Origin of the sequence: Psychrobacter sp. H7-1, from assembly GCF_904846585.1 — a bacterium.
GTDB lineage: Bacteria > Pseudomonadota > Gammaproteobacteria > Pseudomonadales > Moraxellaceae > Psychrobacter > Psychrobacter raelei.
Genome location: NZ_CAJHBH010000022.1, coordinates 1 through 13,648, shown reverse-complemented (window position 1 = coordinate 13,648; position 13,648 = coordinate 1). Strand labels below are relative to the sequence as shown.

Genomic DNA, 13,648 nt, shown 5'->3' with positions numbered 1-13,648 from the left:
GGCTTATCCCTCTATGTTATTTGCAAGTTGAGCTTGGGCATCTTGCGGCTCTGTATTGGCCACATCTTCAGGCTTCCAGTGGCAAGCACGCTGTCTTTCATTGGGCAGAAATTCAAGCGGTGGTGGCACATCACGGCACAGCTCCATCGCATAAGTGCAGCGCTCATAAAAAGGACAGCCGGCAAGCAGGTTGAGTAGGTTTGGCGGGCTACCAGGGATGGTCTCAAGCTGACCGCTGTCATTATCAAGACGTGGAATCGCTCGCAGCAAGCCTTTGGTATAAGGGTGAGTCGGATTGTAGAAGATTTCTTCGGTATGACCATAAGCCATAGTACGGCCGGCATACATGACCAATACCCGATCACAAATACCTGCGACCACGCCTAAGTCATGGGTAATCATAATGATGGTGGTGCCAAAGTCACGCTTTAGCTCATTCATCAAAGTCATAATCTGTGCTTGTACCGTCACATCAAGTGCGGTGGTCGGCTCATCGGCAATCAGCAGCTTAGGACGGCAAAGCAGCGCCATAGCAATCATTACCCGCTGGCGCATACCACCTGAGAATTCGTGCGGATACATGCCGATACGCTTGCGGGCCTCGGGGATTTTTACCGCATCAAGCATCTTGATGGCCTCCTCCCAAGCCTCTTTTTTGCTCATGCCTTTGTGCAAGATAAGCACTTCAGCCAGCTGATCGCCGATTTTCATATAAGGGTTTAGCGAGGTCATCGGATCTTGGAAAATCATTGACACTTGCTCAGCACGCAGCTTGTTTAAGTGCTTTTGTGACATGCCTAGCAGCTCACGACCTTCGAATAATACTGAGCCTTTGGTCAGACCGTTTTTGGCAAGTAGCCCCATGATGGCAAAGGCAGTCTGTGACTTGCCCGAGCCGGACTCCCCTACGATGCCCAGAGTTTCACCTTGGTGAAGATTAAAATTTAGCCCATTTACGGCAGTGACCAGTCCATCTTCGGTCTTAAATTGTACCGATAAGTCTTTGACCTGCAATAAATCTGGCGCTTTGCTGTCTTGTAATACGCTCATAATGGTTGTCCCTGTATTGGCTATTTGGCTATTGGCGGGCATTACCCACTGTATTTTTTGTGGTTTTAACTCACTTATGTATGCACGTTATGGATTGAATTGGTTAACTCAAACCATTAACTAGCGATCTTTGGGGTCAAACGCATCACGCAAACCATCCCCAATAAAGTTAAAACAAAACAAAGTCACTACCAAAAACACAGAAGGTATCAAAATCTGCCATGGTGCCACCTGCATCGTCTGCGAGCCCTCTTGTAATAAAGCACCCCAACTGGTCATCGGCTCTTGTACACCTAAGCCTAAGAAGCTTAAGAAAGACTCAAATAAAATCATGCTAGGCACCAGTAGTGAGGCATACACCACCACCACGCCAAGTACGTTTGGCACGATGTGACGCATAATAATATTAAAGCCTGATACCCCGCCCACGTGCGCCGCTTCAATAAATTCTTTGCTCTTAAGACTTAGTGTTTGACCACGTACAATACGCGCCACATCCAGCCAAGAAACCAGACCAATGGCCACGAAAATAAGCATCAGGTTACGACCAAAGATAGTCACCAACAAAATCACGAAGAACATAAATGGAAAGGCGTTTAGGATTTCCAAAAAGCGCATCATAATCGCATCAATCTTACCACCTAAGTAGCCAGAAGCTGCACCATAAACGGTACCGAATATCACCGCCACAGTGGCGCCTGCAATACCTACAAGTAGCGAGATACGACCACCAATGGCGGTACGTACCAATAAATCACGGCCCAAAGAGTCGGTGCCAAAATAATGCTTATTCTCTAATGATGGCGCCCCTTGCATATAGCCCCAATCAGTCTCTGCATAACCAAAAGGTGCAAACATCGGCACAAAAATCACAAATACTGTGACCAAAAATAAGATAACCAAGCTGGCAATCGCCGCTTTGTTTTTATAAAAACGACGCCAAGCATCCTGCCATAAGCTTCGTCCTTTAATGGCAGGTGCGGTGGGCGCTACTAAATCAATGGGCTTGTCAGTGATAACACTCATAGTCATCCTTGTTACTTAATCTTTTGCAGGTGAATGGGGTAAGTAGGCGTTAGGGCAATGGGCATTTCATTGATGCTTTGGCGAGCCTACTTAACGGCCTAGTACTTAATCTGTGGGTCAATAACTGCGTATAAAATATCGACAATGGCGTTAAAGGCAATGGTCAATACGCCCACCAAAATGGTTAAGCTAAGCACCATGCCATAGTCACGGTTTAAGGCGCCATTAACGAATAATTGACCGATACCGGGCAGACCAAAAATGGTCTCAATCACAATTGAGCCGGTGATAATACCCACAAAAGCAGGGCCTAAATATGAGATAACCGGCAGCATCGCTGGGCGCAGTGCATGCTTAAATACAATACGCTGCATCGGCAAGCCTTTGGCACGTGCGGTACGGATATACTGGCTGTTCATCACCTCAATCATAGAGCCACGCATGATACGCGCGATGCTGGCAGTATAAGCCAAAGCCAGTGCCGTCACCGGCAAGATAAGGTTTTGTACCGCCCCATCATTCCAGCCGCCACCGGGCAGCCACTTTAAAGTAATGGCAAAAATAAGTACCAACAGGGGCGCTTTGACAAAGCTTGGAATAACCACCCCGATATTGGCAAAAGCCATAACGATATAGTCAATCCATGAGTTTTGTTTTAAAGCGGCGACAATACCGAAGATAAGTCCGAGCACTAAGGCTAGGATAAAGGCATAAAGGCCCAGCTCCACCGAAACCGGTAGCGCTTGTGATAACAGCTCATTGACGGTGTAGTCTTTGTACTTAAAGGAGGGGCCAAAGTCGCCCACTGCAATTTGCTTTAAATAATGCACATATTGCAGCCACATGGGGTCATTTAAGTGATATTTGGCTTCAATATTGGCCATTACCGCGGGTGAAAAGCTACGCTCGCCACTAAACGGACTACCCGGCGCCAATCGCATCATAAAAAATGACACGGTAATAAGGATAAACATGGTGGGAATGGCTTCTAATAGCCGCCGAAATATAAGCTTTAACATAAACCCTCTGTTATCAGTAACGCATTGATTCCGTTGTTAAAATCGATAATTAATATCCGTGTTTGGTGCTTATTCTTTATCTGCTATGGGTGTGTTTTACCCTTAATGCTTAGCGATGGCCAAGTCTTTGGCTTGCCACACATCTAGTGGATCGTTTTCTGGGAAGCCCACCACATAAGGCTTAACCAGACGTACCCCAACATAATGGAACATGTTTAGATTGGGCATATCCGCATCTAACTGTGCTTCAGCCTGTTGATATAGCTTGGCACGCAGCGTCGCATCGACCCCTTCAACTAAGGTTTGATTCATAATGCTGTCAAACTTAGCACTGGAGTATTTACCGTGGTTATTGGTGTTGTCAGTCTTAAGTGTGTTTAAAAACGAGGATGGTTCATTATAGTCCCCACACCAGCTTGAGCGGGCAATGTCATAGTTGCCCAATCGGCGGGTATCTAAGTAGGTTTTCCACTCTTGATTGACCAAGGTAACATCCACTGTGTCCTCCCCTAGCGCTTGCTTCATTAAAGCGCTAAAGGCCACGGCAATTTTTTTATGGTTGTCACTGGTGTTATACAACAGCTCAAACTTCAGCGGATGACTGGCATTGTAGCCTGCCTCGTTTAATAGTTTTTTTGCCTCATCAATACGCTGCTGTTTGCTCCAGCTCTCCCACTGCGGAGTGAAGTTCTCCATGCCATTGGTAATCGGCGGCGTCAACTGATAAGCAGGCGCTTGACCTTGTCCCATAATCTTAGTGGCGATGGTGTCACGATCTAAAGCCAAGGCCAAAGCTCGGCGTACGCGCGCATCATTAAATGGGGGCTTGACGGTGTTGTATTTGTAGTAATAAGTACACAATCTAGGTGCTACTCTGAGCTCATCGCCCAGCTCTTTTTTGAGCATATCAAACTGCTCAGGCGGTACTTCAGCACTGACATCCACCTCGCCTGCTCGGTAACGTGCCACATCTGTTGTGGGCGATGACAGCGGTAAAATGGTGACTTGATCAATTTTGGTGTTCGCATTACCAAAGTAATGGGTATTGCGGGTCAGCACAATTTTGTCATTCACTGACCACTCGCTTAACGTATAAGGCCCATTCACCACGATGTGCTCAGGTGCCGTCCACTTCTCCCCAAACTCAGCAATGACCTTTTGAGGCACCGGCTTGGTAGAGGTGTGAATAAGCATGTCAGGAAAGTAAGGCACAGCTTCGGTTAAGGTAACTTGTAGCGTCTTGTCATCAAGCGCTTTAATGCCCAAGGTATCTACTGCAGCTTTGCCCTCCATGATGGCTTCAGCGCCCGCCACTTTGGCATCGACCAAGTAGCTGGCATAAGGTGCAGCGGTATTTGGGTCAATGAGGCGCTGCCAACTGTAAACGAAGTCGCCAGCGGTTACCGGATCACCATTACTCCACTTGGCATCACGCAGCTTAACGGTCCAGACCTTATTGTCACTACTCTCCCAGCTTTCAGCCATACCAGGCACAGTTTTGCCTTCTCGGTCTGTATCGACCAATCCAGTGAACATCTGACGGATGATGTTGCCTTCTGGCACCGCTGAGACTTTGTGCGGGTCTATCGACTCAGGTTCGGCAGTGTTATTAATGACGATGTGCTGCGTATCGGCCAAAGCTGTCTGCTCAATCTGCTCAGAGGTCTTGGCTGTGCTACCGCTCTCTTGTGGGTTTTTGTCACCACACGCACTCAGTGATAGGCCAGCTAGGACAGCCATTACCAGTGGCAAGCGTGTCGGTAATGTTGTACGACTTAAAATCTTCATAATTTAATCACTTTTATTAATACCAAATCCAACCCTCATCGCAGCCACTCTTTTTTAGTCATGCTTGGCGATAGAGACATCCTTAATCTGCCAGTTGCTCAAAGGATCTTGCAAAGGAAAATTGATCACATAAGGCTTAACCATGCTGAGCTTGACGATATGGAATACATTAAGCTGCGGCATATCAGCATCGAGCTGAGCTTCTGCTTGACGATACAGCTCTGCTCGCTGCTCGGCGGTCACGCCCTCTTTGAGCGTTTGATTCATAATGCTGTCAAACTTAACACTAGAATAACCGCCCCAGTTATTACTATTACCGCTCTTGGCAATATTCAAAAAGGTAGATGGCTCGTTGTAATCTCCACACCAGGTATAGCGTGCCAGCTGATAATTACCATTACGAAAGGTGTCCAAAAAGGTTTTCCACTCTTTGTTCATTAGGCTCACATCGACAAAGCCAATGGCCTCTTTTAGCAGCGAGCTTGTGGCCACAGCCAGCTTTTTATTGCCTTCATTGGTGTTGTACAACAACTCAAACTTCAGCGGATGCTGCTCATTGTAGCCGGCTTCATTGAGTAGCTTTTTGGCCTCTGTAACCCGTTTTTTCTGATCCCAGCTTTGCCACTCAGGTGTAAAAGGGGTCATTCCTTGAATCGATGGCGGCGTGTATTGATACGCTGGCGTTTGACCTTGTCCCATCACTTTTTGGGTGATGGTATCGCGATCTAAGGCGATGGCCAGCGCTCGGCGCACCCGCACATCGTCAAAAGGTGGCTTTTTGTTGTTGTACTGATAATAAAAACTGCACAAGCTTGGTGAGACTTGAATTTGATCACCCAGCTCTGCTTTTAATTCATCAAACTGCTCAGTTGGCATGCCGGCACCAATATCAATTTCACCCGCTTTATAACGAGCCACATTGGTGGTCTCCGACTCAATCGGCAGTAAAGTAATGGTATCTATGGTGGTGTGGGCATTGTCGTAATAGGCCGGATTACGCTGCAGCACTATCTTGTCATTGACCGACCACTCGCTAATTTTATAAGGGCCATTGACCACTATGTTCTTAGGATCGGTCCATTTCACCCCAAATTTTTCAACCGTGGCCGGATGTACCGGAGAGGTTGAGGTATGTATCAGCATATCGACAAAGTAAGGTACCGGCTCAGTTAATCTCACCTCTAAGGTTTTATTATCCAAAGCTTTAACACCTAACGTATCTGGGCTTTGCTTACCATTGATGATGGCTTCAGCGCCCACCACTTTGGCATCGACCAAGTAGCTGCCATATGGTGATGCGGTCTTAGGATCCACCACTCGGCGTAAGCTATAGACGAAGTCTTGTGCGGTCACAGGATCGCCATTTGACCATTTGGCATCACGCAGTTTAAACACCCAAACCTTGTTATCTTCACTCTGCCAGCTCTTAGCCATCGCAGCAATGGTCTTACCTTTAGCATCAGTAGTGACGAGCCCCACCAGCTGCTGACGGATAATATTGGCTTCAGGTAGGCCGGATATCTTATGCGGATCAAGCGACTCAGGCTCAGTGCCATTGTTAATAACAATCTGCTGTTTTTCGGCCAAGACATTAGGGTCTATCTTAGCTGAGGCCCCAGCATTACTGGCCGACTTGTCGCCACAGCCACTTAAAAAAACGGCCGTGGTTATCGCCGCAGTTAAGGTGATTGAAGGGAGTGCTTTTAAAGTCCTGCGCGAAGATGAGACCATACTTATATCCTTATTAGTTGTCACATTGGCCATCGCTAAAATCAATACCGGATAAGCCGCTTGAGTGTCGACTTATCCGTTTGTCTATTTAATGAGGATGCGGCCAGCCGAAGACGGCTGGCGCTCAGGGATGCTAAATGTCGCAATAAGCCTATCAGTGATTAATGCTTAGCGATTTTTAGATCTTTACCTTGCCAGTTGTTTAAAGGATCATTAACTGGGAAGCCGACCACATAAGGCTTGATAAGACGAGGGCTTACATAGTGGTAGACGTTGATATTTGGCATGTCTTTGTCAAGCTGCACTTCTGCTTGTTTGTACAAGTTGGCACGCTGCTCTGGGGTAACGCCCGCTTTTAAGGTTTGAGTCATCAAGCTATCAAAGGCGGCACTTGAGTACTTACCTTGGTTATTACTGTTGCCAGATTTGACGATATTTAAGAAGGTAGAAGGCTCGTTATAATCGCCACACCAGCCCGCACGGGCCACTTGATAGTTACCATTGCGGCGCGTATCTAGATAGGTTTTCCACTCTTTGTTAATTAAGCTTACGTCAACGAAACCAAGTGACTGCTTCCATAACGAGCTTGCCACGACAGCGATTTTCTTGTGGTTGTCACTGGTGTTATATAACAGCTCAAATTTTAGGGGCTTAGATTCGCTATATCCGGCCTCATTAAGTAGCTTCTTCGCCTCTTCTACACGGCGTGCTTGATCCCAGTTTTGCCATTCAGGTGTGTTGTTTTCCATGCCATTGGTCGATACTGGAGTTAACTGATAAGCGGGCGTCTGACCTTGTCCAACGACCTTATCGGTAATGGTGTTACGGTCTAATGCTAAGGCCAGAGCACGGCGGACGCGTGCATCATTAAATGGCGGCTTAACGGTATTAAACTCGTAGTAGTAAGTACATAGCATAGGCGATACGCTTACCTCATCACCCAACTGCTCTTTTAAAGACTTGAACTGCTCTGAGGGCAATTCTTCATTCGTCACATCAATCTCACCAGCCTGATAGCGTGCCACGTCGGTGGTGCTAGAGGGGATGGCCAACATGGTAATTTTTTCTAGGGTGGTGTTGGCATTGTCGTAGTAGCTCTCGTTACGGGTTAACACAATCTTGTCGTTGACCTGCCATTCGCTAATTTTGTATGGGCCGTTGACCACGATATTGGCCGGATCGGTCCATTTATCACCGAACTGCTCTACCGCTTTTTGGTTCACAGGTTTTACAGAGGTATGGATTAAAGTGTCTGGGAAATAAGGCACAGGCTCTGATAAAGTCACTTGTAAGGTTTTATCATCAAGGGCTTTAACCCCTAAGCTATCTACCGCAGCTTTACCTTCCATGATGGCCTCAGCGCCCGCCACTTTGGCATCGACTAAGTAACTGGCATAAGGGGATGCTGTATTGGGATCTAACAGACGGCGCCAGCTGTACACGAAGTCATTGGCAGTAACCGGGTCACCGTTTGACCATTTGGCATCGCGAATTTTAAAGGTCCAAACTTTATTGTCTGTGCTCTCCCAGCTTTCGGCCATGCCAGGAATGGTTTTGCCATCTCGGTCTGTGGTGGTTAGACCCACCAGCATTTGACGAATGACTGCCGCTTCTGGTACCCCAGAGACTTTTTGTGGGTCTAATGACTCAGGCTCAGCTGCGTTATTAATAACCAGCTCTTGCTTATCGGCTAAAACATTGGGGTCTACTTTGGCTGAACTGCCACTGCTGGCTGATTTATCACCACATCCGACCATCATCATTGCTAAGGCTAACGTGGTTGGAAGAAAAACTGTATTCACTAAAGAGGTTGATTTACGCACAATAAAATCCTTTTGGGCAATGGCAAATATAAGCTTTCATGCAAAGCTTGCATAAACGAATAAAACAACAATCTAACAAAAACACGATAGTTAATAAAACACACTATCTTACAAAAGCTCAAACCTAACTAACAAGCTAATTCTTTTTGGCAACTAAATTACAGACTTGTTATTCATTGTAGTTATATTAATAAAAAAAATATATGAGTCTGTCAATAAATATTCATGTATCTGTGATACACAAAGTCACTTATTAAAAATTAAAGTCAATAGTAGCAAGGCTTTACACGATAATACACCTTTGATTTTTTATTTATTTAAAACGATAAAAATCGACTCGATTTTGACAATATCCTAAAAATTAGCAAACTTTTGTTTGCTATTAACAGCATTACCCAGAGTTTATCCATCGCTATTGGCCTAAAAACTGTTACTCTTAACCGCTATAAATACTCAATGATTAATTGATTAAATGATTAATAAACCTTGCACTCAATTTGCCGCTTTCGCTGTATCTTAAGCTGCGTGCCGAGAAAATTATGACCCAGCCTGCCCCTAAATCGAACCTGCCCGCCTCTGATCCTAATAGCGCAGTCGCTCTAGCCTCACAGCCTAATGGTGTCCGCCCCAGCCCGCTTGCCTGGATAAAGTTTTTTGATAACAGCTTATTAATCATTGCCGCCACGGCCTTGGCGCTGGCCTTGATATTTTTTGTGGCTTATAACTGGACAGCGATGGGCAAGATGGGCAAATTTGCTCTGGTTCAGTCGGCCTTGATTGTCAGTGTGCTGGGCTACGTGGCCTTTGCCTATAAGCGGAGCACAGTATCGGCTCAGCATAAAACTTATCTCATCGAGCCGTTGCTGCTACTTATCGCAAGCGTAGTGGTGGGCAGCTTATTGGCATTATTTGGTCAGATTTATCAGACTGGGGCTGACAGTTGGCAGCTGTTTTTTTATTGGGCATTGCTGATTACGCCTTGGGCAGTTATCGCGCGGCTGCCGGCTTTATGGCTATTGTGGCTGCTACTGATTAATGTCAGTCTTAAGCTGTCCTTTGCCGATGTCAGCTTTTGGTTTGTTGACTCTTGGCTAGGCACTGGGATGGATTACCAGCTGTTTCGTGGGGTGTATCTGATGCTGATGACCGCGATAAACTCTGTGGCACTTTTGATGGCTTTGTCGGCAGCTGTTAATGGTTTTTTTGGCCAAAAGCTATTCAACACCTCGATGTTTAATAAGCTGTTTTTTTATAAAAAGGCCAATTCAAAAAATCCACCCCAAGCCGCCTCTTCTGCTTCTGCTGACGCCAACTTTCAGGCCACCGCTCTGCCTTGGTCTGTTTATTTGGTAGGATTATTGGCCACTTATTTTGCCACCCGGCTGGGATTATTTGCGGTATTACAACAAAGCTTTCATCTCGATATGATCAGTATCGCCTGTCTAAGTCTGTGGCTGGTATTTATTGGTTTTTTCTATGCTCAGTTTCGTCGTCGACGCACGGATTTATTTATGCTGACTTGCCTTTCAGGGTCGGTTATTATCGTTGTGTTAGGACTGGCAACTCGGGTACTGTCGCAGTTTATGAGCACCAGTGCTTTATTTATCTTGGCATTGTTACTGATTGCCATGAGCGCTTATGCAGTCAGTTGGCTGCGTAACTTGCACAGTCAACAGCCACCGAATCAACAGCCGCCCAGTGAACCGCTAGACACACCAGGCCGCGTACAGCGGACGCACGCCAAGCAGCTGCCCGCAAACGTACCCAATGATTTGGCCACCAAGCTCACCCCACCCGCCCCCACTGCATCGAAAACCCCCTCCTCTTCGCAAAATACACCTTGGTATTTGCAGCTGTTTTTGATCTTAAGTGGCCTATTGGCTGGTGGATTGATCAGCGGCTTTATTGTTTTATTACTAAACGTGGCCTTAAAAGACGATATCATTAAGCTAACCATTGGCCTATTATTACTGTTTGTCAGTTTTGTGCTGTCACGCCAAGAATTATTTATTCGTCGTGACCTGAATAAACCCTCGAAACAACAAGCCTTTAGCGATAGTCTGGCGTTTGCCTTGAGTCTGTCAGGTCAGGCGTTTTTGGCGGTTTTCTTGTTTGAAATCATCGATGATATTGCCTTAAGTATCGCCGCCTTTATGCTGATGCAGGCGCTGCTTCTTACGTTATTCACCGATGTTTTATCACGATTTTTTAGCAGTGTTATGGGGCTTTTAGCGCTCGTATGGCTACTGGCTTACGTGCAGCTTCCTGAAGCGTCACCGGCCATATTGGCATTGCTTGCTGTGCTTTTTGGCGTGCACCTACAGAGTGTCAAGCAGCCCTTGAAAGGAAGAAAAACCCTCTCGCCGTCACTACTAAATGCTATGGCTTATGCCACAAGCTTTGTTTTACTTCTTATCTCAGTGGTGTTTATTGCCGCTGAATATCAAGACGGCTTGATCGGTATTGGCTCAGACTTTCAGTACCGTTATGCGCTTGCACAGCTCTTACTGACCTTAAGTAGTCTTTACGCCGCGTATATCATTTTGCAGCGCTATCAACTTAAGCGTATCTCAAAAACAGGCGGCTTAATTGCACTGGCCATTGGGCTTCTTGCCGTGGTTTCAGTCTATGTTTCAGGAGTGCTTGCCAGCAGTTTGGTCATCATTATTGCCATGGCCAATCAAAACCGTACTCTACGAGGTCTGGGTATTAGCGCCTTGGTCGGCTATATCTTCTGGTACTACTATCAGCTAGACAGCAGCTTATTGTTAAAGGCCGGCTCTATGCTGGCCGTCGCCGCCGCACTGTTTATGATCCGGTGGGCCATGCGGCGCTTGGTGGGGATACCTAAGTCGACTGAGCACCTCACTCCAAGCCATCTGCCCTCTCAAGCGGACGCCCAATCGCTTATTTATGCCAATGTACCTACTTATGCCAATGTACCTACTACAACTCGTGCTTGGAGCACAAACCTTGCTGCCGCTATATTAGGGCTACTTCTGACGTTAAGCGTAGTCAATATCAGTATTGCCAAAAATGAGAAGCTACTGGCCACAGGAGAGAGCGTTTTACTAAAGCTTGCACCTGTAGATCCGCGCAGCTTAATGCAGGGCGATTATATGGCGCTTAATTACGCCCTATCTGAGCAGATAATTCGCGCCCTTGAGGCTCAGTTGGCAGCAAAAAACCCCGATCAAAAGGGTGGATCTGAGGTGTACAACCTATCGAAAAATGGCTGGGTAATTGTCAAAAAAGATGCTCAAGGCATTGGGCACTTTGTACGCTTGCAAGACACCGCTCCTACAGAGGCGAATACGCTAGGCCCACATGAGTTGGCTCTCTATTATCGGCTGCGTCATGGTGAGGTGAGGCTGGCCAGCAATGCGTTCTTCTTCCAAGAAGGTCACGCCAAAGCGTTTGAAAAGGCAGAGTATGGCTTATTTCGGGTTGGCCCATCGGGTAAGCTGTTATTGACTGATATGGCCGATGACACGCGACAAGTGATTACAGGCAGCTCTATTGACCCTACCGAGGCCAATTAGACCAGCTATTGTTTAAAGGCCGTTTATGTTAAACACCCTACCATTTAGACTGCCGATAACCGCTGTCTTATTTTTTAACCAAACACCGGTTGATGCACACACACTTGCTTTGCTACTGTGAACCAACCCAAGGATGTAATACTCTAAAAATGGATAATTGAAACAACAACTTAAATAATAAAGGACTTGACTATGCGCGCAGCCAGTTATACACAGTTTGGCAAACCCTCAGACGTACTTAGCATAACAGACCGACCCATTCCTGAGCCGGCACCCCATGAGGTTCGTATTAAGACCGTTTTGGCCACCATTCACAATCACGACTTAATCACCATCCGCGGTCAATATGGCGACAAGCCTAACTTGCCTGCCATTGCAGGTAGTGAAGCGCTGGGCGTTGTCGATGCGATTGGCTCTGAGGTAGAAGGCTTTGAAGTCGGTCAACGTGTGGCGGCAGCCAGCGTACACGCCACCTGGGCTGAGTACTTCACTGCACCGGCTAAAATGGTGTTCCCTATTGCTGATGCCATTGACGATGAAATCGCCGCTCAGCTGATTGCGATGCCGCTTAGTGCCCTAATGCTGCTTGAGTTTTTAGAGCTTAAAGCTGGGCAATGGGCACTGTTAAATGCAGCCAATGGGGCGGTGGGCAAATCATTTGCCATGCTCGCAGCAGCGCGCGGCGTCAACAGTATTAGTCTGGTGCGCCGAGCAGAAGCGGCAAACTCTCTTAAAGAGCTGGGAGTGGCACATGTGGTCGATGTGTCTGAATCTGACTGGCAAGATCAGGTTCGCAAAATTGTTGGCGCCGCCCAAATTGATGCCGCAGTAGACTCACTCGGCAGTGAGGCCAGCAATGATTTATTAACCTTACTTGGCAGCGGCGGCACTCTGGTGTCTTTTGGTGTGATGGCCGGCCAGCCTATGGTATTAAACCCCAGTAATTTGATATTTAAAGAAGTGGTCGTCAAAGGCTTCTGGGGCAGTAAAACCAGCCGTGAGATGAGTCTAGACAATAAGCTGCGCCTGATTGATGAGTTAAAGCAGCGCGTACTCGAAGGCACGCTGTCTTTACCTGTACACGCTATTTATACGCTAGATGACATCACTACTGCCGTGTCTGGTGAGGTACAAAAAGGTAAGAAAGGTAAGGTGCTACTACGAGTTTAGCGTATGAACCTATGGGATAGAATTCGAGCCGATTTTAGCCAGAATAAAGCGATATTCTGGTTAAAGTTTATCATCAGTATTGTGATGCTGTATTGCAGTGTGCAGCTGATCTTTATTTTGATAGCGGACTTTAGGCGTAGTGAGTTTACCTCGACTGTCACCTTATACCCCTTCTTTATCGTGCTTTTGACAGGGGTTATGTATTTGATTCGGTTGTATCAAATATCGTTTGATAAGCAAAGCCCACAGTTTAAGCCATTGTGAACCAATGTTACCGCTAACTTTGCGCTATCTGCACTGCTGCTTTTTACCTACTTTGTCTCCTCCCCTATTTAATTAATCGAATCGACATTAAAAAGCACCCTAATTGGGTAATGCCAGTCAGTTAAGGCTGACTGGTATTTTTTTGGGATATTTTTGTGGTTTCCCCTTAACCACCCTCGGGCAAGATCGCTTTCTACGTTCAGGAATAACAAACAATTTTCCCTCCTCTAAAACT

Annotated in this window: 9 protein-coding genes; 3 read left to right on the top strand and 6 right to left on the bottom strand. The window is 46.5% G+C overall.

Going from position 1 to position 13,648, the window contains the following annotated elements; all coding sequences use genetic code 11:
• Positions 1–3: 3 nt before the first annotated feature.
• The 6 genes from oppD to JMX92_RS07905 form a co-directional block, all read right to left on the bottom strand.
• Complete coding sequence (gene oppD / locus JMX92_RS07930; protein WP_201545040.1) at positions 4–1,050, bottom strand: oligopeptide ABC transporter ATP-binding protein OppD; 1,047 nt, start codon at positions 1,048–1,050, stop codon at positions 4–6.
• Positions 1,051–1,170: 120 nt separating this feature from the next.
• The gene (gene oppC, locus JMX92_RS07925) at positions 1,171–2,076 is read right to left on the bottom strand and encodes an oligopeptide ABC transporter permease OppC (protein WP_011959319.1); all 906 of its coding nucleotides are present in this window, start codon (positions 2,074–2,076) and stop codon (positions 1,171–1,173) included.
• A 98-nt stretch (positions 2,077–2,174) separates the two neighbouring features.
• Positions 2,175–3,095, bottom strand: a complete 921-nt coding sequence (gene oppB, locus JMX92_RS07920; protein WP_011959318.1) for an oligopeptide ABC transporter permease OppB — start codon at positions 3,093–3,095, stop codon at positions 2,175–2,177.
• A gap of 102 nt (positions 3,096–3,197) precedes the next feature.
• Positions 3,198–4,883 (bottom strand): ABC transporter substrate-binding protein, encoded by a 1,686-nt coding sequence (locus JMX92_RS07915; RefSeq protein WP_201545038.1) that lies wholly within the window; start codon positions 4,881–4,883, stop codon positions 3,198–3,200.
• Positions 4,884–4,937: 54 nt separating this feature from the next.
• Entirely contained in the window at positions 4,938–6,614 is a 1,677-nt protein-coding gene (locus tag JMX92_RS07910; RefSeq protein ID WP_201545036.1) for an ABC transporter substrate-binding protein, read from the bottom strand.
• A 161-nt stretch (positions 6,615–6,775) separates the two neighbouring features.
• Complete coding sequence (locus tag JMX92_RS07905) at positions 6,776–8,377, bottom strand: ABC transporter substrate-binding protein (RefSeq protein ID WP_201545068.1); 1,602 nt, start codon at positions 8,375–8,377, stop codon at positions 6,776–6,778.
• 599 nt (positions 8,378–8,976) lie between these two features.
• Here JMX92_RS07905 and JMX92_RS07895 point away from each other — a divergent pair.
• From JMX92_RS07895 to JMX92_RS07885, 3 genes are all read left to right on the top strand, one after another.
• Positions 8,977–11,979 (top strand): GDYXXLXY domain-containing protein, encoded by a 3,003-nt coding sequence (locus JMX92_RS07895; RefSeq protein WP_201545034.1) that lies wholly within the window; start codon positions 8,977–8,979, stop codon positions 11,977–11,979.
• 192 nt (positions 11,980–12,171) lie between these two features.
• Entirely contained in the window at positions 12,172–13,149 is a 978-nt protein-coding gene (locus tag JMX92_RS07890; RefSeq protein ID WP_201545032.1) for a zinc-binding dehydrogenase, read from the top strand.
• Between the two features lie 3 nt (positions 13,150–13,152).
• Positions 13,153–13,413: a hypothetical protein gene (locus JMX92_RS07885; protein WP_201545030.1), complete on the top strand. Its 261-nt coding sequence runs from the start codon at positions 13,153–13,155 to the stop codon at positions 13,411–13,413.
• Positions 13,414–13,648: the final 235 nt, after the last annotated feature.